Origin of the sequence: Variovorax fucosicus, from assembly GCF_030316825.1 — a bacterium.
Taxonomy (GTDB): Bacteria; Pseudomonadota; Gammaproteobacteria; order Burkholderiales; family Burkholderiaceae_C; genus Variovorax; species Variovorax fucosicus.
Genome location: NZ_JASZYU010000005.1, coordinates 62,731 through 85,718, shown reverse-complemented (window position 1 = coordinate 85,718; position 22,988 = coordinate 62,731). Strand labels below are relative to the sequence as shown.

At 67.8% G+C, this 22,988-nt stretch carries 23 protein-coding genes; 15 read left to right on the top strand and 8 right to left on the bottom strand.

The genetic code is table 11. From position 1 onward, the window contains the following. The first annotated feature begins 22 nt into the window (after window positions 1-22). A complete protein-coding gene (locus QTI05_RS25450) occupies window positions 23-415 on the top strand; it encodes a VOC family protein (RefSeq protein ID WP_286621225.1) in 393 nt (130 codons plus the stop codon). A 21-nt stretch (window positions 416-436) separates the two neighbouring features. Here the strand turns inward: QTI05_RS25450 and QTI05_RS25445 are convergent, their stop codons facing one another. Beyond that, entirely contained in the window at window positions 437-928 is a 492-nt protein-coding gene (locus QTI05_RS25445) for an SET domain-containing protein (RefSeq protein ID WP_286621223.1), read from the bottom strand. Next, complete coding sequence (locus QTI05_RS25440) at window positions 925-1,836, bottom strand: LysR family transcriptional regulator (RefSeq protein ID WP_286539658.1); 912 nt, start codon at window positions 1,834-1,836, stop codon at window positions 925-927. The genes QTI05_RS25445 and QTI05_RS25440 overlap by 4 nt, the downstream gene beginning before the upstream one ends. Window positions 1,837-1,924: 88 nt before the next feature. Between QTI05_RS25440 and QTI05_RS25435 the strand changes: the two genes are divergently transcribed. Further along, the gene (locus QTI05_RS25435) at window positions 1,925-2,935 is read left to right on the top strand and encodes a zinc-binding alcohol dehydrogenase family protein (RefSeq protein WP_286621221.1); all 1,011 of its coding nucleotides are present in this window, start codon (window positions 1,925-1,927) and stop codon (window positions 2,933-2,935) included. 26 nt (window positions 2,936-2,961) lie between these two features. Here the strand turns inward: QTI05_RS25435 and QTI05_RS25430 are convergent, their stop codons facing one another. Continuing rightward, window positions 2,962-4,302 (bottom strand): PQQ-dependent sugar dehydrogenase, encoded by a 1,341-nt coding sequence (locus tag QTI05_RS25430; protein WP_286621219.1) that lies wholly within the window; start codon window positions 4,300-4,302, stop codon window positions 2,962-2,964. A 114-nt stretch (window positions 4,303-4,416) separates the two neighbouring features. On the opposite strand from QTI05_RS25430, the gene QTI05_RS25425 reads away from it, so the two are divergent. The 6 genes from QTI05_RS25425 to QTI05_RS25400 all read left to right on the top strand — a co-directional run bounded on the left by QTI05_RS25425 (window position 4,417) and on the right by QTI05_RS25400 (window position 13,371). After that, window positions 4,417-5,169, top strand: a complete 753-nt coding sequence (locus QTI05_RS25425) for an alanyl-tRNA editing protein (protein WP_286539664.1) — start codon at window positions 4,417-4,419, stop codon at window positions 5,167-5,169. A gap of 112 nt (window positions 5,170-5,281) precedes the next feature. After that, window positions 5,282-7,417: a protein-disulfide reductase DsbD family protein gene (locus QTI05_RS25420; RefSeq protein ID WP_286622381.1), complete on the top strand. Its 2,136-nt coding sequence runs from the start codon at window positions 5,282-5,284 to the stop codon at window positions 7,415-7,417. Between the two features lie 109 nt (window positions 7,418-7,526). Further along, a complete protein-coding gene (locus QTI05_RS25415) occupies window positions 7,527-8,222 on the top strand; it encodes a redoxin domain-containing protein (protein WP_286539666.1) in 696 nt (231 codons plus the stop codon). A gap of 117 nt (window positions 8,223-8,339) precedes the next feature. Next, on the top strand, window positions 8,340-9,650 hold the full coding sequence (locus QTI05_RS25410) for an MFS transporter (protein ID WP_286539668.1): 1,311 nt from the start codon (window positions 8,340-8,342) through the stop codon (window positions 9,648-9,650). 59 nt (window positions 9,651-9,709) lie between these two features. Then, entirely contained in the window at window positions 9,710-10,816 is a 1,107-nt protein-coding gene (hemE, locus tag QTI05_RS25405; RefSeq protein ID WP_286621217.1) for a uroporphyrinogen decarboxylase, read from the top strand. 473 nt (window positions 10,817-11,289) lie between these two features. Next, on the top strand, window positions 11,290-13,371 hold the full coding sequence (locus tag QTI05_RS25400) for a primosomal protein N' (RefSeq protein WP_286621216.1): 2,082 nt from the start codon (window positions 11,290-11,292) through the stop codon (window positions 13,369-13,371). 32 nt (window positions 13,372-13,403) lie between these two features. Here the strand turns inward: QTI05_RS25400 and QTI05_RS25395 are convergent, their stop codons facing one another. Beyond that, window positions 13,404-13,808, bottom strand: coding sequence for a hypothetical protein (locus tag QTI05_RS25395; RefSeq protein ID WP_286657982.1), 405 nt, complete (start codon window positions 13,806-13,808; stop codon window positions 13,404-13,406). A gap of 6 nt (window positions 13,809-13,814) precedes the next feature. Here QTI05_RS25395 and QTI05_RS25390 point away from each other — a divergent pair, with 6 nt between their 5' ends. Continuing rightward, window positions 13,815-14,519, top strand: a complete 705-nt coding sequence (locus QTI05_RS25390; protein WP_286621214.1) for a hypothetical protein — start codon at window positions 13,815-13,817, stop codon at window positions 14,517-14,519. Here QTI05_RS25390 and QTI05_RS25385 read toward each other — a convergent pair. Genes QTI05_RS25385 through QTI05_RS25375 form a run of 3 tightly spaced genes read right to left on the bottom strand, consistent with a single transcriptional unit; the run spans window position 14,516 to window position 17,727 of the window. Beyond that, entirely contained in the window at window positions 14,516-15,478 is a 963-nt protein-coding gene (locus QTI05_RS25385; RefSeq protein WP_286622380.1) for an AEC family transporter, read from the bottom strand. The genes QTI05_RS25390 and QTI05_RS25385 overlap by 4 nt on opposite strands. 45 nt (window positions 15,479-15,523) lie before the next feature. Further along, window positions 15,524-16,894: a DUF5666 domain-containing protein gene (locus QTI05_RS25380; RefSeq protein WP_286621212.1), complete on the bottom strand. Its 1,371-nt coding sequence runs from the start codon at window positions 16,892-16,894 to the stop codon at window positions 15,524-15,526. Beyond that, window positions 16,891-17,727, bottom strand: coding sequence for a DUF6502 family protein (locus tag QTI05_RS25375; protein ID WP_286539676.1), 837 nt, complete (start codon window positions 17,725-17,727; stop codon window positions 16,891-16,893). The genes QTI05_RS25380 and QTI05_RS25375 overlap by 4 nt, the downstream gene beginning before the upstream one ends. 202 nt (window positions 17,728-17,929) lie before the next feature. Between QTI05_RS25375 and QTI05_RS25370 the strand changes: the two genes are divergently transcribed. The 6 genes from QTI05_RS25370 (at window position 17,930) to QTI05_RS25345 (ending at window position 22,524) form a co-directional block, all read left to right on the top strand. Beyond that, entirely contained in the window at window positions 17,930-18,175 is a 246-nt protein-coding gene (locus QTI05_RS25370) for a hypothetical protein (RefSeq protein WP_286621210.1), read from the top strand. A 2-nt stretch (window positions 18,176-18,177) separates the two neighbouring features. Continuing rightward, window positions 18,178-18,465, top strand: a complete 288-nt coding sequence (locus tag QTI05_RS25365) for a hypothetical protein (RefSeq protein WP_286621207.1) — start codon at window positions 18,178-18,180, stop codon at window positions 18,463-18,465. Beyond that, window positions 18,462-18,698 (top strand): hypothetical protein, encoded by a 237-nt coding sequence (locus tag QTI05_RS25360; RefSeq protein WP_286621206.1) that lies wholly within the window; start codon window positions 18,462-18,464, stop codon window positions 18,696-18,698. The genes QTI05_RS25365 and QTI05_RS25360 overlap by 4 nt, the downstream gene beginning before the upstream one ends. 105 nt (window positions 18,699-18,803) lie before the next feature. Beyond that, the gene (locus tag QTI05_RS25355) at window positions 18,804-20,915 is read left to right on the top strand and encodes an ATP-dependent helicase (protein ID WP_286621204.1); all 2,112 of its coding nucleotides are present in this window, start codon (window positions 18,804-18,806) and stop codon (window positions 20,913-20,915) included. Continuing rightward, window positions 20,912-21,379 (top strand): hypothetical protein, encoded by a 468-nt coding sequence (locus QTI05_RS25350; RefSeq protein WP_286621202.1) that lies wholly within the window; start codon window positions 20,912-20,914, stop codon window positions 21,377-21,379. The genes QTI05_RS25355 and QTI05_RS25350 overlap by 4 nt, the downstream gene beginning before the upstream one ends. Next, window positions 21,376-22,524, top strand: a complete 1,149-nt coding sequence (locus tag QTI05_RS25345; RefSeq protein WP_286621200.1) for a phospholipase A — start codon at window positions 21,376-21,378, stop codon at window positions 22,522-22,524. Before QTI05_RS25350 ends, QTI05_RS25345 begins: the two co-directional genes overlap by 4 nt. On the opposite strand, the gene QTI05_RS25340 is transcribed toward QTI05_RS25345, so the two are convergent. Then, the gene (locus QTI05_RS25340) at window positions 22,521-22,907 is read right to left on the bottom strand and encodes a Fur family transcriptional regulator (protein WP_286621198.1); all 387 of its coding nucleotides are present in this window, start codon (window positions 22,905-22,907) and stop codon (window positions 22,521-22,523) included. The two genes, QTI05_RS25345 and QTI05_RS25340, sit on opposite strands and share 4 nt — an antisense overlap. Window positions 22,908-22,988 lie beyond the last annotated feature (81 nt).

Genomic DNA, 22,988 nt, shown 5'->3' with positions numbered 1-22,988 from the left:
ATGCCCGACCGAGGAGCCGACCGTGTTTTCACATGTCTTCGTCAGCGTCAGCGATTTCGAGCGCGCACTGGTTTTTCACAGCGCCGTGATGGCCAGCCTCGGTGTCGAGCTTCGCTTCTGCGAACGCGACAAGCCCTGGGCCGGCTGGCACAGCGCTGATCGATCGCGGCCCTTCTTCGTGATCTGCAAGCCCTGGAACGGCCAGCCGCACGCCCCGGGCAACGGGCAGATGGTGGCTTTCGCGGCGCCGAGCCGTGCGGCCGTGCATGCCGCACACCAGGCAGCACTCGACCATGGCGGCAGTTGCGAAGGCGCGCCGGGCCCGAGGCCGCAGTACCACGCGCACTACTACGGCGCCTACTTTCGCGACCCCGACGGCAACAAGTTCTGCGTGGCCTGCCACGCGCCGGCGTGAGGCCGCGAAGCGGCGCCGCGGTCAGCCGGCCGCTTCGTCGACATCCGCATCGGCCGCGGCCAACATCGTTCCCCGGCAGGCATCGGTGCCGCAGTAGCACAGGTAGTCCGCGGGCGAGGAGCCATCGTCTGCCGTGAGGCTGTAGTCGATGAACAACTCGTCGCCGGCATCGACCTCCACCAGCGTCTGGAACCGGAGCACCATGCGACCGGCCTCGTCGTAGTCTTCGACGGCCTCGCAGTTGGGGTCGCACGAATGGTTGAGGTGGCGCGTGGCGTTGCCGCCCTTGGCGCCGTCGATGGTTTCGTCGTTCGACAGCTTGAACAGGTAGGTCAGGCTGTCATCCCAGGTCTTGGCGGCAATCTGCGCCGGGGTGTAGCGCCGCCCCTCGTAGAGCCCCAGGAAGGCGCCGGCCGGCAGCGGCCGGGTCGCGTAGGCACCGAGGCCGTGCACGCCGCTCGCGGAAACGCGCAGGTTGGGCGTGGTCGAAGGGGCGGATCGCGGCTTGCTCATGAAGGTGCAGACAGTGTGGGTTCGAATTTACGGGCCAGGAAGTCCACCAGCGCCCGTACACGCGCCGGCACGAAGCGACCACTGGGCAACAGCGCATGCAAGGGATAAGGCTCGGTGTCCCAGTCAGGCAAGAGCCGTACCAGATGGCCGGCTGCTTCGTCCTGCTGCACGTCGAGTTCGGATTTGAAGGTGATGCCGACGCCGGCCAGCGCCCACTGGCGTGCGAGCGAGGCGTCGTCGGCGCTGCGATCGCCATCGACGCGCACTTGCGTCCATTGTCCGTCGCGCAGAAAACGCCAGAGTCGCTGGCGTCGGCCGCCGCGGTGAAAGGTCAGGCAGTTGTGCTGCAACAGGTCGTGCGGCGCCTGCGGTGCCGGATGGCGGCGCAGGTAGTCGGGCGACGCGCACAGCACCGGTCGCGCCTCGGCCAGGCGCCGTGCCACCAGACGCGAATCGGCCAGCAGGCCGTAGCGCAGCGCGACATCGACCTCGTCGCGCGTCACGTCGAGCGGACGGTCGCCGATCGACAGCGCGAGCTGGACGCCGGGGTGGAGCAAAAGGAATTCGTCGAACCAGGGCATCAGCACCCGGCGTGTGAGATCCGATGGCGCGGCCACGCGCACCGTGCCGACGAGCGCACCGCCGTCGGCGGCCACCAGCGATTCGCCTTCCGCCAGCAGCTCGAAGGCGCGGCCCGCGTAGTCGAGCAGGGTCTGGCCTTGCGGCGTCAGGCGCATAGCGCGCGTCGAGCGCTCGAACAGTCGCGCACCGAGCTGCGCTTCGAGCCGCTTCAACGTCGCACTGGCAGCAGCCGGCGTGATTCCGAGCGCGCGGGCGGCGGCCGTCAGCGTGCCGCCGCGCGCGGTGTGCACCAGCACCTGCAGATCCGCGATATTTTCAATTGCCATTTGAAAGTGATGCTTTTCTAAGCCGTCTTATCAACTCTTGCTTGGCATCCTACAGTCCAGGCATCTGTTTCAGAAAGGACTACTTCCCATGAGAGCCATCGGCTACTACCAAGCGCTTCCGATCGACAACGCGGACTCGCTGCAAGACCTGACCCTGCCCGATCCGACGCCCGGCCCGCGCGACCTGCTGGTGCGCGTGAAGGCCATCTCGGTCAACCCGGTCGACACCAAGGTGCGCAAGAACGCGGCGCCCGAGGCCGGCCGGGCCAAGGTGCTGGGCTGGGACGCAGTCGGCACCGTCGAAGCGATCGGTGCCGGCGTCATCGGCTTCAAGGTCGGCGACCGCGTCTACTACGCCGGTTCGATCACCCGGCCCGGCGCCAACAGCGAGTTGCATGCGGTGGACGAGCGCATCGTCGCGCTGGCGCCAAGAACGCTGGACGATGCCCAGGCGGCCGCGCTGCCGCTCACCACCATCACCGCCTACGAACTGCTGTTCGAGCGCCTCGGCGTGCCGAAGGACGGCGGCGCGGGGCAGACACTGCTGGTGGTCGGCGGCGCCGGCGGCGTCGGCTCGATCCTCATTCAGCTGGCACGCCAGCTCACGCAGCTCAAGGTGGTGGCGACTGCGTCGCGCGCCGCGACACGCCAGTGGTGCCTCGACCTCGGCGCGCACGCGGTGATCGACCACTCGAAGCCGCTGGCTGCAGAGCTCAAGGCGGCGGGCCTGGGCGAGGTCGACATGGTCGCGAGCCTCACGCAGACGCAGTTGCACTACGCGCAGATCATCGAATCGCTCAAGCCACAAGGCGCGATCGCGGTGATCGACGACATGCCCACGCTGGACGTGATGCCACTCAAGACCAAGTGCCTCTCGCTGCACTGGGAAATGATGTTCGCGCGGTCGCGCTTCGAAACGCCGGACATGGCCGAACAAGGCAAGCTGCTGGCCGAGGTGGCGGCATTGGTCGACACGGGCAAGGTACGCACCACGGCCAATGCGAGCTTCGGCGCCATCAATGCGGCCAATCTGAAGAAGGCGCATGCGCTGATCGAAAGCGGCACAGCGCAGGGCAAGGTGGTGCTGCAGGGCTTCTAGCAAGCCCGGTGTCTCAGCGGCAGCGTCTACTGCTTGTTGCTGCTGCGGGACACGCGCCAGACGGTGTTGCCCACGTCGTCGGCCACCAGCAACGCTCCGCCCTTGTCGAGCGCCACGCCGACCGGTCGGCCCATGGCTTTCTCATCCGCGCTCAGGAAACCGGTCAGAAAGTCCTTCGGTGGGCCGCTCGGCCGGCCGCCGATGAAGGGCACGAACACCACCTTGTAGCCCGATAGCGGCTTGCGGTTCCAGGAGCCGTGCTCGCCGACGAAAACGCCGCTCGCAAATTCCGCCGGCATGCCGCGGGTGTCCGAGAACGCCAGCCCCAGCGGCGCCACATGGGTGCCGAGCGCATAGTCGGGCGCGACGGCCTGCGCGACCAGTTCGGGCCGCTGCGGCTGCACGCGAATGTCGACGTTGCCGCCCCAGTAGCTCCAAGGCCAGCCGTAGGAAGCGCCCTCCTTCACGGAAGTCAGGTAGTCGGGCACCAGATCGCTGCCGATCTCGTCGCGCTCGTTCACCACCGTCCACAGCGCCTTCGTTTCCGGCTCCCAGCCCAGCCCGTTAGGGTTGCGCAGACCGCCGGCAAACAGGCGCTTGGCGCCGGTTGCGCGGTCGACCTCCCAGATCGCGGCGCGGCCTTCCTCGGCCGGGAAGCCGTTCTCGCCGATGTTGCTGTTGGAGCCGACCGTCACATAGAGCTTGCTGCCGTCGGCATTGGCGATGACGTTCTTGGTCCAGTGGTGGTTGATGCCGGCCGGCAGGTCGGTCACCTTGACCGGCGGGCCGCCGGCAGAGGTCTGGCCCTCGGTGTACGGCACCTTCACGAGCGCATCGGCATTGGCGATGAACAGCTCGTTGCCGACCAGCGCCATGCCGAACGGAGACGTGAGGCTCTGCGCGAACACGGTGCGCACCTCGGCGACGCCGTCCCCATCGGCATCGCGCAGCAGCGTGATGCGGTTGGCGCTCGGCACGCCGGCGCCAGCGCGCTTCATGATGAAGCCCTGCACCATGCCCTTGATGCGGTCGAAGATGCCGCCGCCGCCATCCCGCGCGCCCTCGGGCTTGGGCGGCTTGTTGCTCTCGGCCACCAGCACGTCGCCGTTCGGCAGCACGTAGACCCAGCGTGGATGGTCGAGGTTGCGCGCCAGCGCCGTGACCTTGAAGCCGGGCAGCGCGGCCGGGCCCTGCGTGTCCGTCCAGCCCATGGCCGGCGCGATGTTGACGGTGGGGAACAGCGTCTTGTTAGGCGGCGGCAACTCGGGCTTGGGGCCGGTGCCGGCCTCGAACGGGAGCCTGGCGGTTTCGCCGCAGCCGGCCAGCAGCACGGCGGCCAGCAGCAGAACGGAAGGATTTCGAACCATGCAATGTCTCCTTGAAGCCCCGACTCTGCCCTCGTCTGCGCCCCGCCACTGTCGGCTGCGGGCGCATTCCGGCGTGGTCGAGCCCCAAAACCGCGGCGCCGGTACCATCGGGCCATGACCGACGACCTGTTCCGCGCCGACGCCTACCTGCGCCAATGCGAAGCCCGCATCGTGCGCATCGACGACGCGGGCATCGTGCTCGACCGCACGGTGTTCTATCCGCTCGGCGGCGGCCAGGCCGGCGACAGCGGGGTGCTTGTGCTGGCAGACGGCCGCGAGCTCGCCATTGCCGACTCGCGCAAGGCGAAGGACGCCGAGGGCAAGCCGACCGAAGAGATCCTGCACCTGCCCCTGACCGATGCTGCGGCACAGGCCGAAATGCTCGCGGCGCTGAAGCCCGGCGATGCCGTGACGGCCCGCATCGACTGGGAACGCCGCCACAAGCTCATGCGATTCCATACCGCGACGCACCTGCTCTGCCACCTGGTGCCGCAGCCGGTGAACGGCTGCTCGATCACGCCCGAGTACGCGCGGCTCGACTTCCACATGACCGACCCGCTCGACAAGGAGGCGCTGACCGCCGGCCTGGCGCAGCTGGTCGGTGCCGCCCATCCGCTGGTGGTGGGCGCCATCACCGACGCCGAGCTCGACGCCAACCCGGCGCTGGTCAAGAGCATGAGCGTGCAACCGCCGCGCGGCACCGGCACCGTGCGCACGATCCGGATCGGGCGCGATGAACAGATCGACTTCCAGCCCTGCGGTGGCACGCACGTTGCAAACACGTCGGAGATCGGCGCGGTGGTGGTGACCAAGATCGAGAAGAAGAGCGCCAACAGCCGACGCGTCGTGCTTGGCTGGGCCGCCTGATGGCCGCCACATGCGCCCGGAACTTCCTGACGAGCCCGGCGCTCCGACCTTCGGCATGATCCCGCTCCGCGCCCCTCTCGCTACGCTTTTGATAGCGGCCTGCACCCTCTGCATGCCGGCTGCCGCGCAATTGGCGCCGAAGACCAGCGCAGTGGTGACGACGCCGCATGTGCGCGCCGAGCTCATCGCCCATGCGCCCGATGGCGTGTCGCCCGGTGCGCCGGTCCAGGTCGGGTTGCAGATCACGCACCAGCCCGAGTGGCACACCTACTGGAAAAATGCGGGCGATTCGGGCCTGCCGACCGAGCTGGCGTTCACGCTGCCGGCCGGCATCACGGCCGGCGACATCGCCTGGCCGGTGCCGACCAAGATCCCGGTCGGTACGCTGGCCAACTACGGCTACGAAGGCACGGTGCTGCTGCCGGTGCCGCTGACGGTGGCGTCCAATTTCCAGCCACCGGCGACGCTGGCGGGCACGCCGGGCGCCGAGATCAGGCTCAAGGCCTCCTGGCTGGTCTGTCGCAAGGAATGCATTCCCGAGGACGGTGAGTTCGCCCTGACGCTGCCGCTGCAGGGCTCCACCGCCCTGCACAAGGCCGAGTTCGACGCGGCGCGGGCGGCCGAACCGGTGGCGCTGCGCCAGCCGGGCGCGATCGAGGTGGACGGTCAGACACTCAAGGTGCGGCTCGAAGGCTTGCCGGCCGCAGCACGCGGCAAGACGCTCGACTTCTTCCCCGAAACCGGCGAGGTGATCCGCACCGCCGCGGTGTCGGGCAAGGACTGGACGCAGGCCTGGGACGGCGACACCTGGACAGCCGCAATGCCCCTCGCCGAGCAGCGCAGCGCCAGCCCGGACGCGATGCCGGTGGTGGTGGCGCTGGCCGCGGCCGATCGGGCGGCCGGGCAGCCGGTGGCATGGCGCGCCGAGGCGCCGGTCAGCGGCACCTGGCCGGCCGCCGTGGCGCGGACCGAAGTCTCGCCGGCGCTGCAGGCGGCGCTGGCGGGCAATGCCGCAGCGGCCGGCTCAGCCGCCCCTGCCACCCCCGCCGCCGGCAGCTTCTGGATGGCGCTGATCGGCGCGCTGGTCGGCGGTCTGCTGCTGAACCTGATGCCCTGCGTGTTCCCGGTGCTGGCGATCAAGGTGCTCGGCTTCGCGCGCCAGGCCGGTGACCGCAGCGCACACCGCACCGCCGGGATTGCCTACACCGCCGGCGTGATGGTGTCGGTGCTGGCGCTGGGTGGCGCCATGCTCGCCTTGCGCGCAGCCGGCTCGCAACTGGGCTGGGGCTTCCAGCTGCAGTCGCCCGCCGTGGTGGCGGCGCTCGCCGCACTGTTCACGTTGATCGGCCTGAACCTGGCCGGCGTGTTCGAGTTCGGCGTGATGGCGCCGTCCCGCGTCTGCACCGCCGAGGCCCGGCATCCGGTGGCCAACGACTTTCTCTCCGGCGTGCTGGCGGTGGTGATTGCCTCGCCCTGCAGCGCGCCGTTCATGGGCGCATCGCTCGGCCTCGCGATCGCGCTGCCGGCGGCCGAGGCGCTGCTGCTGTTTGCCGCGCTCGGCCTCGGGCTGGCCCTGCCTTACCTGCTGGCCGCATTCGTCCCGGCGGTGGCACTGCTGCTGCCCAGGCCCGGCCCGTGGATGCAGACGCTGCGGCGCCTGCTTGCATTCCCGATGTTCGCGACCGTGGCATGGCTGGTCTGGGTGCTCGGCCAGCAGAGCGGCGTCGACGGCGCCGGTGCCTTGCTCGCGCTGCTGGTGTGCCTGGCGGCCGTGGTCTGGGCCTTCACGCTGCGCGGCCGCACGCGCGTGGTGGTCGCGAGCCTTTTGATCGCGGTCAGCGCGCTGTTGACGGGCGCCATCGGGCGGAATGTGCTGCAGCCCGTGGAGCCGGCCGCGCTGGCCTCGTCGGCACGCTGGCAGAAGTGGTCGACCGAACGCGTGAGCGAGCTCAACAGCGGCGGCCAACCGGTTTTCATCGACTTCACGGCCGCCTGGTGCGTGACCTGCCAGTACAACAAGAAGAGCACGCTGGCCGACACCCAACTGCTGGCCGAATTCGACACCCGGAAGGTCGCGATGCTGCGCGCCGACTGGACGCGGCGCGACCCGGCCATCACTGCCGCGCTGGCGGCGCTGGGCCGCAACGGCGTGCCGGTTTATGTGCTGCAGGCACCCGGCAAACCGCCGGTGGTCCTGACCGAAATCCTCGGCAAGGACGAAGTGCGCGCGGCCCTGGCCAATTTGTAGAAATCAAGGCCCCGGCCAATACCCCGGGCTGCGACGTGTTGTCACACGCACCTTAGAAAAGCGTTCTAAGCTGCGGTCGTCGTTCAACTTTCATTGGAGATTCGCCGACATGCCATCTTTGCCATCGTCCGCCTCCTCGCGTTCCGTCAATGCCGCGCGCCAGGCGCGCGCCGCGCTGAACCGCGCCTCGCGTCGCGCCGTGATGGCCGCCGCCGTTGCGCTCGGTGCCAGCTTCCTGATGGGCACCGCAGCCCATGCCGCGCCGACCCTCGGCCAGCAGGCGCCCGATTTCGTCGCCGTCGACACCAGCGGCAAGCAGCATCGCCTTTCGGATTTCGCCGGCAAGTTCGTGGTGCTCGAATGGACGAACCCCGGTTGCCCGTTCGTGCGCAAGCACTACGGCAGCGGCAACATGCCGGCCACGCAGAAGGCTGCAACGGCCAAGGGCGCCGTATGGCTCGCGGTCAACTCGACCGAACGCGCCGCCAGCGACTACCTGAAACCGACCGCGCTCGACGGCTGGATGAAGGAGCAAGGCGCCGCCCCGACTGCCGTGCTGATGGACGAAGACGGCGTGATCGGCCAGGCCTACGGCGCGCGCACGACACCGCACATGTTCATCATCGACCCCAGAGGGGTGCTGGTCTATGCAGGCGGCATCGACAGCATCGCCTCGGCGCGGCCCGACGACATTCCGCGCGCGACCAACTACGTGAACCAGGCGCTTGGCGAGGCCTATGGCGGCAAGCCGATTTCGGCGGCAGCGACGAAGGCATACGGCTGCTCGGTGAAGTACAAGACTTAACAGTTTCGCCTTCGGAGAGCGCGCCGGCCGACGCGCCCCTCCAGGAAAAGTCAGCTTCCGGTCGGCCACCGCGCCCTACCCTTGCCGGCAAACACGCCAACAAGGGGACAAGCCATCATGGCCCAAGCGCTGCCAGCCACCTCCATCGCCTCGCAATCGAAAGTCGCCACCGTCCTGCGCGTGACCGGTGGCAATTTCATGGAGATGTTCGACTTCTTCCTGTTCGGCTTCTACGCCACGCAGATCTCCAAGGCATTCTTTCCGTCAGGCAACGAGTTCGCCTCGCTGATGCTGACCTTCATGACCTTCGGCGCAGGCTTCCTGATGCGTCCGCTCGGTGCGATCTTTCTCGGCGCGTACGTCGACCGCGTCGGCCGCCGCAAAGGCCTGATCGTCACGCTCGCGCTGATGGCGCTCGGCACCCTGCTCATCGCCTGCGTGCCCTCCTACGCGACCATCGGGCTCGCCGCGCCGTTCCTCGTGCTGATCGGGCGGCTGCTGCAAGGCTTTTCGGCCGGCGTGGAGCTCGGGGGCGTGTCGGTCTACCTGTCGGAAATGGCCACGCCAGGCCACAAGGGCTTCTACGTTGCCTGGCAATCGGCCAGCCAGCAGGTGGCGATCGTCGTGGCGGCTGCGCTGGGCTACTGGCTCAACGTGACCTTCAGCAGCGCCGAGGTCGCCGACTTCTACTGGCGCATTCCGTTCTTCGTCGGCTGCCTGATCGTGCCGGTGCTGTTCATCATCCGCCGTTCGCTGCAGGAAACCGAAGAGTTCATGGCGCGCAAGCACCGGCCCGACGCGCGCGAAATCTTCCGCTCGATGATCGCCAACTGGGGCCTGGTGGTGGCCGGGATGATGCTGGTGTCGATGACCACGGTTTCGTTCTACCTGATCACCGTCTACACGCCCACCTTCGGCAAGAGCGTGCTGCACCTGAGCACCACCGATGCGCTGGTCGTCACGCTCTGCGTCGCCATTTCCAACTTCATCTGGCTGCCGATCATGGGCGCGCTGTCGGACCGCGTGGGCCGCAAGCCGCTGCTGATTCTCTTCACCGTGCTGACCATCTTCACCGCCTATCCGTCGCTCAAGTGGCTGGTCGGCGCGCCGAGCTTCGGCCGCATGCTCGAAGTGGAGTTGTGGCTGTCGTTCCTCTACGCCAGCTACAACGGCGCGATGGTGGTGGCGCTCACCGAGGTGATGCCGGTGAGCGTGCGCACCGCGGGCTTTTCGCTCGCCTACAGCCTGGCCACCGCGTTGTTCGGCGGCTTCACGCCGGCGATCGCCACCGGCCTGATCGAGATGACCGGCGACAAGGGTGCGCCGGGCCTGTGGATGACGACCGCGGCAGTTTGCGGCTTGGTCGCCACGCTGATGCTGTACCGCCGCCGTCGCAGCAGCGAGCCACCGATCGGCGTGCCGGCCTGAAGCGTGCCGGCCTGAAGAGGAAAAGCGAGCACGGCAAGGGCCGCTGCGACAATCGCAGCATGCCTTTCGCCCCCCTTCAAAACGACACCTTCCTGCGCGCTTGCTGGCGTCAGGCAACTGACCACACGCCCGTCTGGCTGATGCGCCAGGCCGGGCGCTATCTCCCGGAATACCTGGCGACGCGCGCGAAAGCGGGCAGCTTCATGGGACTGGCCACCAACGTCGACTACGCGACCGAGGTCACGCTGCAGCCGCTCGAGCGTTTTCCGCTCGACGCGGCGATCCTGTTTTCGGACATCCTCACGGTGCCCGATGCGATGGGGCTGGGCCTGTCGTTCGAGGCCGGCGAAGGCCCGCGCTTTGCGCGGCCGTTGCGCGACGAAGCGGCGATCTCGGCGCTGCAAGCACCCGATCTGGACAAGCTCAGGTACGTGTTCGATGCCGTGGCGTCGATCCGCCGCGCGCTCGTTGGTCGTGTGCCGCTGATCGGTTTTTCGGGCAGCCCCTGGACGCTGGCCTGCTACATGGTGGAAGGCGCTGGCTCCAGCGACTACCGACTGGTCAAGACGCTGATGTACAGCCGGCCCGACCTGATGCACCACCTGCTGGCGGTGAATGCCGACGCCGTTGCCGCCTACCTCAACGCCCAGATCGACGCTGGCGCGCAGGCCGTGATGATTTTCGACAGCTGGGGCGGCGTGCTGGCCGATGGCGCATTCCAGGCCTTCAGCCTGGCCTACACCGCGCGCGTGCTGGCGCAACTGAAACGCAACGGCGCCGATGGCGAGCCGGTGCCGCGCATCGTGTTCACCAAGGGCGGCGGGCTGTGGCTCGAGGCGATGCGTGCGCTCGACTGCGAGGTACTGGGACTCGACTGGACGGTGAACCTCGCCCAGGCGCGCACGCTGGTCGGCGAAGCCGGCGCGGGCGCCAAGGCACTGCAGGGCAACATCGACCCCAACGTGCTGTTCGCGCCGCCCGCACAAATCGAGGCCGAGGTGGCCAAGGTGCTGCAAGGCTTCGGCACGCCGCACACCGACCGCGGCACGACGGGGCCGACGCATATTTTCAATCTGGGCCACGGCATCAGCCAGTTCACGCCACCGGATCACGTGGCCGCTCTGGTGTCGGCCGTGCATGGTCAATCGCGCGCGCTACGGCGGTGAAAGCCTGTGCAGGCGAGTGTTAGAGGTTGTAAGCACAAAAATGAGCACTTTTTCACTTTGTCAAGCCAAAAACGTCCAGCGCGTCAGACTTATGCACAAAACCCTTGTTGCGGTGCGCAAAAACATCCGAGCGGCGTTGCACAGCGCTCCTAAAGCGATAGCACTCGTAAGTGGTTGATTTGTATGGATATTGAGTTTTGCTTTTTTTGCGGGCATTCCAGCGGAAGCCTTGATTTCCGTGGCTTCGGAGGGTGTCGGACAGGGATATCAACAAAGTTATCCACACATTCGTTGGACACCCTGCAAAGCGCAAGCAAATCAACAACTTAAGCCGTCTTGCTCCAACTCGCTTTAAGAATCATCCGCACTGGACGCCGGCCGTGACGGCCTCGGTACGCGGTGCTGACACAGGGGTTTGTCCCCCTGTTGCGCCGTCCTCCGCGCAGCTTGCCGAGGATGGCTGGCGGCTCGACGTGGCCGTTCAGACGCCGGCGCACAGCGCGCTCGGCGATTTACTGAGCTATGCAAGCAACGTGCCGCTGCCTGCCGGAACCTTGGTGCGGGTGCCGCTGGGGCGGCGGGAAGTCCTCGGCGTGGTGTGGCGCAGCGCCGAACGTGCGGCGGAAAACGGCAGCCTCGAACTCAAACCCATTGCCGGCGCACTCGACGCGCTGCCGCCGCTCGGCGCGGGTTGGCGCGACCTGGTGGCCTTTGCCGCGCGCTACTACCAGCGCTCGCTCGGGGAGGTTGCGCTGGCGGCACTGCCGCCGCAGCTGCGCAATCTGACCAGCCTGCAGCTGGCGCGCCGGCTCAAGCGCCAGCCGAGCGCCGGATCGGCACAGGTCGATGCCGCGGATGCTACAAAATTAATAGCACTCAGCACGGAGCAAATGGGCGCTCTGGCCCGGTTTGATGCGGAACCCGGCCCGTTCCTGCTGTTCGGCAGCACCGGCAGCGGCAAGACCGAGGTGTACCTGCGGGCGGTGGCCTCCCTGCTCGAACGCGATGCCGACGCGCAGGCGCTGGTGATGGTGCCCGAGATCAACCTCACGCCGCAGCTCGAAGCCCGCGTGCGCGAGCGCTTCGGCGCTGGCGCGGTGGTGTCATTGCACAGCGGCATGACCAACCCGCAGCGGCTCGCCAGCTGGCTGGCGGCGCACAGCGGGCAGGCGCGCATCGTGCTCGGCACGCGCATGGCGGTGTTCGCATCGATGCCGGCGCTGAAGCTGATCGTGGTCGACGAGGAGCACGACCCGAGCTACAAGCAGCAGGAAGGCGCGCGCTATTCGGCGCGCGACCTCGCGGTCTGGCGCGGCCAGCGCGAGGACGCCAAGGTGATCCTCGGCTCGGCCACGCCATCGCTCGAAAGCTGGCACCGGAGCCGGCCGGCCGACGGCGACGACACCGGCGGGCGCTATGCCCGGCTCACGATGCCTTCGCGCATCGGCGAAGGCGCGCTGCCCACGATCCGCGGCGTCGACATGAACCTGCAGCCGCCGAAGACCGTGCTCTCCGGCGCCCTGCTCGATGCGATCGGCCAGCGCATTGGGCGCGGCGAGCAGAGCATGGTGTTTCTCAACCGTCGCGGCTATGCGCCGGTGCTGGCCTGCAGCGACTGCGGCTGGAAGAGCGAATGCCCGCATTGCAGCGCCTACCGCGTGTTCCACAAGATCGACCGCACGCTGCGCTGCCACCACTGCGGCTTTACCGAGCGCGTGCCGCGTGCCTGCCCGGCCTGCGGCAACCCCGACATCGCGCCGGTCGGCCGCGGCACCGAGCGGCTCGAGGAACATCTGGCCGAACTGTTCGCACCGGTGCAGCGGCCCGACGGCAGCCCGGTGCGCATCGCACGCATCGACGCCGACAGCACGCGCAAACAGGGCGCGCTGGAGCAGCAGCTCGCGCAAGTCCACAGTGGCGAGGTTGATGTGCTGGTCGGCACGCAGATGATCGCCAAGGGCCACGACTTCCGCCGCATCACGCTGGTGGCGGCCGTGAACCCCGATGGCGCGCTGTTCTCGAGCGACTTCCGTGCGCCAGAGCGGCTGTTCAGCCTGCTGATGCAGTCGGCAGGCCGTGCCGGGCGCGATGCCGGCTACCTGGCCGCGCAAGGCAGCACGGCCGAAATGTGGATTCAGACGCATCACGGCCAGCATCCGCTGTTCCAGGCGCTGAAGCACCACGACTACCCGGCTTTCGCGCAACAGCAGCTCGACGAGCGCCGCGCGGCCGGCATGCCGCCATTCGCGTTCCAGGCACTGGTGCGGGCCGATGCACGAAGCCAGCAGGCGGCACAGGACTTTCTCAATGCCGCGAGCACCGCCGCCGACGCACTGGTCAACGCGGAGCACGTGACGCGCTACCCCGCAGTGCCGCTGGCGATCCAGCGCGTGGCCAATGTGGAACGGGCGCAGATGCTGGTCGAGAGCGGATCGCGCACCGCCCTCCAGCGCTTTCTGGCGGAATGGCAGCCGCTGCTGCACGAGCTGCGCCGCACGCCCGAGGGCAAGGGCGTGATCCGCTGGCTGATCGACGTCGATCCGCAGCAGATCTGATCGGAGCCGGGCGATCTGCCCGCCCCAGGTTTTCAGTGAATCGCCGTTGGCGCCTTGGCCATCTGAATATATTGCAGCTCACCACGGCGGCGTCTGCCCGAGCGCAACATCAAGGGCAGCGCGGCTGGGGCGGCCAGCCCCAATGCCACCAGCGCATCCAGAACGCCGGCCTGCCACAGCCAGCCGACCCCGGCCAACCAGGCCAGGCACAGCATCAAGCGAACAAGCGTTGACATTGGTTTCCTCACAGTTGTGAACCATTCTGGCAGCACCGATGAGAACTTCGGTATTCGCCAAATGGCCGATAGGAGAACTATTGCCCCATGAACGCAATTTGTTTGTAGGAAATTTTCTGAAACATCTGTTGACGCGCGCTCGTTGTGCGGCAAGCCTGTCAGGATCGACGCATTGAACGGTGTTCGAACTCGCAGGAACATGGCTTGATGAAAACCGCATATTGCATTGGCTTGGCGTTCTGGCTTGCTGCAACCGGCGCCGCCGCGCACGCTGCAGAGCTGGAGCTGGAAGGCAACAAGCTGATGGTCGTCGGCATGCTGGACGGCAGCGCGCTGGCCACCTTCGTCGAGCAGGTCAATAGCGGCCGGGTTCGCACCGTGGTGTTCGAGAACTCGCAGGGCGGCACCGCCGAGGTGGCCGAAGCCTACGCCCGGGTGATCCGCGACAAGGGCCTGCTGACCGAGGCCCGTGGCCAATGCCAGGCCGCCTGCGCCTATGCCTTTCTCGCCGGCAAGGAGCATCGCTTCGGACGTGGCCTGCAGCTCAATGCGCTGGTCATTCCGCTGGCGAAGCGGCCCACGCCCGGCGAGCTGCAGGCCGGCCGCTGGCGCGGCGATGAACCGCAGCACGCATCGGTCGAAGTCGTGAGCGTCTCGACGACCACCGCCACCGCCACCGCCACCGCCACGGCCACGGCCGTCGGCCCGGAGAGCACGACGCCTGCGCCATCCAGGGAGCCCTGGCCGCCCGGGCAGGGCGTGGTGTTCACCTCGACGCCGACGCTGTTCGGCCGGGTCTACAACACCTACTGGTGCGACGGCAGCCAGGGTACCGACTTCTCGCGCTGCGACCGCCTGTCGAATGCCGACCCGTACCAGCTCGGCGTGCTCACACCCAGCGGCGCACACTAGCGCATCCAGCCGACCGCCAGCGGGAAGCTAAAGAACGCGGCCACCGTGGTCCAGAGAATGATGCGTGCGATGCGACCGTTGTCGGCGCCGAAGCGTTCGGCCAGCATCGACACGTTGCTCGCGCTCGGCAACGCAGCCACCAGCACCAGCACCACCAGCGCCGTGGGGCTGAGCGGCAGCCCCAAGGCGATCGCGAGCCAGCCCAGTGCGAGCACCAGCAGGGGATGCACCACCAGCTTGACGGCAACCACCGGCAGCACATCGCGCAGCGTACCGGCGCGCCGCTTGCCGCTGGCCATCAGGGCGGATCGGGCCAGCACCGCACCGATGGTGAACAGGGCCGCCGGCGAAGCCGCATCGGCCAGCATCGCCACGGTGCGGTCGATCGGTCCCGGCAGCCGGAACTGCAATGCCGACGCCAGCGCGCCGAGCAGGATCGCCCAGGGCATCGGGTTCACGAACACGCCGCGCAGCGCTTGCCGCATCGCCTTGCTCGCGCCGTGCTCGTCCGCACCGTCGAGCCGCGACAACGCGATGCAGAGCGACGAGGTGATCACCATGTCGAAGGTGATCGTGATGATCACCGGCCCGGCGGCCTGCGCTCCAACAATGGTTGCGAGCAGCGGCACGCCCATGAAGCCGGTGTTCGGAAAGGCCGCCACCAGCGCACCGAAGCTGGCATCGTTCCAGCCGATGCGCTCGTTGCGGGTCAACATCACCACCGCCCCGACAAGCAGCAGCGCCGCCAGGCCCCAGATCAGCGCCACGCTGCCATCGAGTAGTTGCCCGATCGGTGTGCCGGCCCCGAAGCGATAGAGCATGCACGGCAGCGCGAAATACAGCACGAAGATGTTGAGGCCCGGAATCGCGTCCAGTGGCAACACCCGACGCCGCGCGGCTGCGTAGCCGGCAGCGATCAGTGCGAAGAAGGGGAAGGTGACAAGAAAGACGTGCAGCACACCGTGCATTGTCACGGCGCGGTGCGCGTCACCCCGCGGCCGCGATCAGCGAAAAACGACTTGCTCCGCGATCAGCCTCCCGTCGGCGATCTGCGAGCCCGACACCGTCACGGCCACACCATTGCCCAGGTTCGCAGCCGTGCCGTTGCTGAACACGACGGTCACGCCGCTCGCGCCGCTCGCGTCCACCGGTTGTCCCCGCACCCGGAAGCTCGCGGGCGAGACGAAATTGCCCACCGTGCCGATGAGCGTGAATGCAGCAGGGCCGCCGGTGCCCGGAACGTGCCGCAGCTTGAGCTTCGAGGCCTTGAGCACCCCGTTGGCCATGGTCCCCGCGACTTCCACTCTGACGCCATTGCCGAGCGAGCCGGCGGGGCCGCCGGTGATCTGCGCCGAAGAAGCATCGACGGTTGTTCCGAACACGCGGAAGGAACCCGAACCAGCGTAGCTACTGACTATGCCGCCCAGTTGGACCGCCACGCCCGTAGTGGCGGGAACGGGGTACCACGGCTGCACCAGGCTGGCCACCAGCGGGCCCGGCAAGGCCGCAACGCTGGCGCGCACGCGGACGATCGCGCCATTGGCCAGTGGCGCCGCGTCGAAGGCATTGCCCAGCACGGCCAGCCCGTAGTTCACGGTCAGGCCACCCAGCGTGAAGGTGCGAAGCGTGGTGTCGAGGTTCTGGACGGTGCCGGTCACGATGGGTGCGGCCGACGCGCGCTGCTCCACGCGTGTCGCGCGCAGCACGCCCGGCTCGGCCGGCAGTCCCCACACCTGCAGCGTGGCGCCCGGTGGAATCGCCGCAAGACCGGGCGCGTCGGCCCAGACCGTGCCCGCGTCGGTGGTCACCGTGGTGCCCCACACCACGAAACGGCCCGCCGCAGTGTCGGCAGAAAGCATCGGGCCGCGCAGGTCGGCCGCCGAGGCGACCTGCGTTGCGACGCCGGTGGTGAAGTCCAGGCCGACCGGCCCAGTCACCCGGGCCGTCATTCCGATCTGCAGGGCCGGCGCGTCTTCGATGCTCAGGCTGGCGCTGTCGGTGTTGTAGCGCAACCCGTTGACGATGATGCTGCCCAGCCCGTCAACAGCGCCGATTCCGACCGCGTCCGCCGTGCTCACGCCGGTGCCACCGGAGCCGACGCCCGAGTCGTCGCCACCGCCGGTAGCGGCGGTTGTCGTGGAACCCGCGCCGCCCGTGGACGCTGAGCCGTCGCCTGCATTGCCGCCACCGCCACCGCCGCCACTGCCGCCGTTCACGCCGAAGCCCGAAGCCTCGCCGGCCGTACCGAACGCCGCTGATCCACCGGCGCCACCGACTCCGCCTCCGGCCCCACCCCCACCGTCACCGCCACCACAAGCCAACAGCAGCGCGGCCGAGAGGGCGACCAGGCTGCCGCGCAAAATCTTGAGCGTCATATGCCGCCTTTCAGCGTAGTAGGTGCAGAGGGCTCGCGCGAAGCCGGGGCGCTGTCCTCGAAATAGCTGTAGACGCCCACCCGCATGCGGGCCGAACCGTTGCCGTCGGCTTCATCGACTGCCGCAGCCAGTTCGTGCGTCAGCTCATGGTGCAGCGCGTCCCAGCGTTGGCGAACCAATTGCTGAATCCGCTCGCAGGCCTGCGCACTGAGCCCCTTGGCAAACACCGCGCGCTCCAGCATGCGCGGCTCATCGCCAAGGATGTTCGCGACGCCCGCGAGCACATGGTCCCGGGCGTTGTCACCGAGGAAGGCCAGCATGGCCTGCAGATCGCCCACGGGCACGAAACCCGTTGCCTTCAACTCGGCACGGCCGTCCTGCTCGGTGGCCATCTGCAGCCGCACCAGTTCGTCGAGGATGGCCCGGTGATGCACATTGCCGCGGCTGGCCTGCCGCGCCACTGCCTCGAATGACAGGGTGCTGCCCTCAGCAGCGACCGGCAGCAACCGGTGCTTCGGGTTGTCGGCGAGCATCTGCAGCCACAAAGTGAGCGTTTTCGCTGCGGCGGATGTTTCGGTGTGCGACAGCGTGTCGCTCGACTCGCGCACCCGGGCCGTCACGGCCTTGCGGCTCAGCCCGGTGGTGACAGAGAGCTGGCTGATGTTGGGCTCGATGCCTGCGTTGCGCCACGAACGCCGCGCTTCGTCGAGCAGCAGGTCGCGCAGCGCGCTCTCCAGGTGCGAATGTTGCACGCCCATGGCCAGAGCGAGCCTCACCACCGGCCGCATGATGCGGGCGCAGGCGGCAAGTGCCCAGCCGAGGCGGTTTTCCATGGGGTGTGCGCAAGGCTCCTTGTTCGGTGTTGAAGCCGGCGCTCGCGGCCGGCCCCGCGTCGCAAGTATCGCCGGGCCATCCGCCCGCAGCCAGCAACAGCGGCCTGCAGGGCAAGAGGTCAAGCACCTGTCTTACAAGCACGCCATCGGAAATATACGAGAACTTAAGCATCAATGGGAATCTTTCACATTTGGAGAAAACATGACCCGAATGCTTGTTCCAGGGGCGGCCGTGGCAGCGTTGCTGTGCGTGTCAGCCAAGCTGGCGGCGGCGGCTCGTCTGATCGGCCTTGCACCGGCGGCGTGGTGGGCTCGCCAGCACGAGCCCGGCCTTGCCGGAACCGAAATCCTGTATGCGGTTCAACGCAGCAAAACCATCATCGAGGAGCTTCAGCCGTTGCCGGGAAGCGGCTACAAGTTCCTCGATTTCATCGTATCGGGTAGCTGACCGTGCCTGAGCCGAATCCCTCACCCGACCGTCAGCTTGGTCGCCTGTGCGACCTCTACATGCGCAGCAACCGCGCGCTGGTGCATGTCCGGCAGGCGTATATCGAGGCACTCGGAGACCACATGTGCGGCGGGCCAGCCGGGCCGTCGGACGCCGACCTCGAAATGCTGGAACTCCTGAGCGCCGCCGAAGCCAGGGCCAAGGAAGCGTACCTCCGATGCGCAATGGCGGCCGCCGCAGCGCTGGTCGAGCGCGCGGGTCGAGCCCCCGACGCGGGAGGATCGCGATGATCCGCGCTTCTGGAATCCATTCGGGTGCGATGCCGGCTTACGGCCAGTTGGGCGACCTGCTCTACCTGCTGTGGCGAAGCAATGCCTCCGAGCTGTACGTCTGCAACTTCTGCCAAACCATGACGCGTGGCCCGGCCCTGCGCTGCGCCGCGTGCGGCACCGAACGCGCGATCGCCCGGGCGCTGTCGACCCACGGCGATTCCACTCCCCCGCGATCCGGCAAGGATGGGTGAACCGGGCAGGCCGCGCAACTGCGTGGCACAGGATGTAACGGGGCTGCGGCAGGTGAGGCCAGTATCATTGCGCGCCTTCCGTCTGGTCACGTCTCCCCCGCCCGCATGTCTTCCGGTCTCAATCTCGCCCAGCAGGAAGCCGTCAACTACCTGCATGGCCCCTGCCTCGTGCTCGCGGGTGCCGGCTCGGGCAAGACGCGCGTGATCACGCACAAGATCGGCCGCCTGATCGAGTCCGGCATGGCGCCGAAACGCATTGCCGCCATCACCTTCACCAACAAGGCCGCCGCCGAGATGCGCGAGCGCGCCAAGGGACTGATCGGGCGCGAGGCGAAGCACGTGGTGGTCTGCACTTTCCACGCCCTGGGCGTGCGCATGATGCGCGAAGACGGTGCGGTGCTGGGGCTCAAGCCGCAGTTCAGCATCCTCGACAGCGACGACGCGACGAAGATCCTGAAGGACGCCGGTGGCACCACCGATGCGGCAACCGCACGCATCTGGCAGTGGACGATCAGCAAGTGGAAGAACATGGGCCTGAACGCCGCGCAGGCCGAGGCGCTCGCTGCCGACGACAACGAACGCGTGATCGCGAAGATCATGGGCCGCTACGAGGAGCGCCTGGCCGCCTACCAGAGCGTGGACTTCGACGACCTGATCGGCATGCCGCTCAAGCTGCTGCAGCAGCATGACGAGGTTCGCGCCAAGTGGCAGGCCGCGCTCGGCCATGTGCTGGTCGACGAATACCAGGACACCAACGCGACGCAGTACGAGGTGCTGAAGGCGCTGGTCGGCACGCGCGGCCACTTCACCGCGGTGGGCGACGACGACCAGTCGATCTACGGCTGGCGCGGCGCGACGCTCGACAACCTCAAGAAGCTGCCGATCGACTACCCGACGCTCAAGGTCATCAAGCTGGAGCAGAACTATCGCAGCACCAGTGCGATCCTGCGCGCGGCCAACAACGTGATCGGCCCGAACCCCAAGCTGTTCCCGAAGACGCTGTTCAGCGAACTGGGCGAAGGCGAACCGGTGCGCGTGGTCGATGCCGACAGCGAGGCGCACGAGGCCGAACGCACCGTGGCGCGCATCCAGAGCCTGCGCGCGGGCGAGACGATCACGCAAAGCTCGCAAGGCACGCAGAGCCAGGAGTGGCGCAACTTCGCCGTGCTCTACCGCGCCAACCACCAGGCGCGCGTGTTCGAGCAGGCGCTGCGCAAGGCGCAGATTCCGTACAAGGTGTCGGGCGGCCAGAGCTTCTTCGACCGCGCCGAGATCAAGGACCTGTGCGGCTGGTTTCGCCTGTGGGTCAACACCGACGACGACCCGGCCTTCCTGCGCGCGGTGACCACGCCCAAGCGCGGCATCGGCCACCAGACGCTGCAGAGCCTCGGCGTGTTCGCCACGCAATACAAGCTGAGCCTGTTCGAGGCGCTGTTCAGTCCGTCGCTGCCGAGCGTGATGGCCAAGCGCTCGCTCGAAGGTCTGCACGAATTCGGCCGCTACATCAACGAGCTCGAATACAAGGCGCGCCAGACCTTCGGCGCCGAGGACTCGCGCGCGTTCATGGCCGAGTGGCTGAAAGAGATCGACTACGAGAAGCACCTCTACGACGGCGAGGACAGCGAGCAGGTCGCGGCCGCACGCTGGACCAACGTGATGGAGTTCTGCGACTGGATGTCGCAACGCGCCGGCGGCACCATCGACGACACCTCGGGCGCGACGGTGGTGAGCGAGCGCAAGAGCCTGCTCGAAGTGGCGCAGACCATCTCGCTGCTGTCGACCATCAGCGAGCGCGAGCAGGATCAGAACGTGGTCACGCTCTCCACGCTGCACGCGGCCAAGGGCCTCGAGTGGCCGCACGTGATGCTGGTCGGCGTGACCGAGGGGCTGCTGCCGTTCAAGCTCGACGACGACAACGGCCGGCAGGAAAAGATCAGCGACGACACGCTGGCGCGGCTGCAGGAGGAGCGCCGCCTCATGTACGTGGGCATCACGCGCGCGCAACGCAGCCTGGCCGTGAGCTGGACCAAAAAGCGCAAGAAGGGCCGCGACATGATCGCCGGCATACCGAGCCGCTTCATCGCCGAGATGGCGCTCGACAAGACCACCGCGAAAGAAGACCCGCGTGAAAAACTCAAGGCCCTTCGCGCCGAGTTCGCCAAGCGCGCGGCCGACACTGCGACCGCTGCTGCTGCAGCGGCGGCTGGCGCCCCATGAGGCCGTGGCGCATCGCGGCCGTCGTGCTGGCGGCGTGCATTCAATGGACGGGCGCAGCGGCGCAGGTCGAGTGCCCGTCCGACGCGCAGGCACTCCCGCTCGTGGCATTGTTCGGCAGCTGGGAAGCGCGTTTCGACGGCATCCCCGGTGTGGCCATGGTCCAGCTGGCGCGGCACCCTGACTATGAGGGCGTGCGCGGTCGCATCACGCGCGGCGGCGCGACGGCCGAACTGGCCGGCGATATCGACGACGAGGGACTGCTGACCATCGACGAGTCGCAAGACGGGCGGGCCATCAGCGCAACCTGGTCGGGCGCAATGCAGCCCGGCTCCTGCGGAAGGGTGTTCGAAGGCACCTGGCGCCAGGCCGCCGACGAGCGCACGGCGCACTTCGTGCTGCGCAAGATGGCATCAGGCAACGGCAGCAGCGACGACAACACCAACGGATCCAAGGTCAAACCATGAACAAGCCCCTTTTTGCCTTGCTGGCGACCCTTGGCGCCGGCGCGGCTCACGCCCAGGCGACCGAACGTCCGCCGAGTCCGCTGGCCGACTCGCAACTCACCTGGCAGCAATGCCAGCGCCTGGGCAACAACAAGGACGCCCGCCTTGCCTGCTTCGACCGCTGGGCCCAGCAACAGACGCTGCCCTCGGCTTCGGTGCCGGCAGCGCCGCCGGTTCTGGCGGCCACGCAGCCGGCACCACCGGTCGACGCGAGCGTGCCGGCCACGCGAGTGGTATCGGTCGGCACCGACGAAGGCTGCCGCGACCTCCAGTACTCGACGCTCTCGCGCTTCTGGGAACTGGAGAACGGCAGCGACTGCGGCACTTTCACCTTCCGCGGCTACCGGCCGCTCAACGTGGCGTTCTCGACAGCCACCGACAAGCCGCAGGTGCCGACCTCGCCGGCAGCCGGCCACACCGGCACCGCGACGGCGTACCAGGCCAACGAGATGCGCATCGGCCTGTCGGTGCGAACCAAGATCGCGCAGGGGCTGCTGACGCAGGACGACCCGTCGAAGAAAGACTCGCTCTGGTTCGGCTACTCGCAGCAATCGACCTGGCAGCTCTTCAACGGCGCGATCTCGCGGCCGTTCCGCACCACCGACCATGAGCCCGAGCTGATGTATGTCTACCCGACCAACATCACGCTGCCGGGCGGCTGGCGCTGGCGCTATGCCGGCCTCGGGCTGGTGCACCAGTCGAACGGCCAGAGCCTGCCCTACTCGCGCAGCTGGAACCGCTACTACCTGATGGCCGGCATGGAGCTGGACGACAGCTTCCAGGTGAGCGCAAAGATCTGGAAACGCATCAAGGAAAGCGCAGACAGCGACGACAACCCCGACATCGCCAACTTCATCGGCCGCGCCGAACTGACCGGCCGCTGGAACATCAACCGCGACAACACGCTCTCCGCCACGCTGCGCAACAACCTGCGCAGCGACGGGCGCGGCTCGATCCGGCTCGAATGGCTGAAAGCGATCGGCGACTCGGCCAAGAGCAACCTGCGCTTCCACACGCAACTGTTCCATGGCTACGGCGACACGCTGGCCGACTACAACCGCAAGCGCACGGTGCTGAGCGTCGGCCTGAGCCTGGTCGACTTCTAACCGTTGTCGGGGGCCGCGCAATCGGCGCAGGTGCCGTACAGCGTGAGCTCATGCCGCTCGACCGTGAAGCCGGCCGGCGCAAGCTGCTTGAAATCGCCCGGGCAATGGTGCACGTCGAACACGCGCTGGCAGGCCCGGCACTGAAAGTGGTGGTGGTGCGCGTGCCGGGTCGACTCGTAGCGCGGCGCCTCGCCGGGCAGCGCCACCGCCTCGATCTCGCCGGCCTCGGCCAGCAGCTTGAGGTTGCGGTAGATCGTCGCCATGCCCAGCGCCGCGACCTCGCGCTGCGCGACTTCAAGAATTTCGGCCGGCAGCAACGGGCGCGCGGCGGCGTCGATCACGCCGCGGATCGCGGCACGCTGGCGGGTGGAGCGCTGTTCCATCGGGGCAGTCTAGCCGCGGATCGAACGCATCGCCGGCATGGGGCCGGCCATGGCGTGCAACTTGCTGTGGACTGTGTTTAT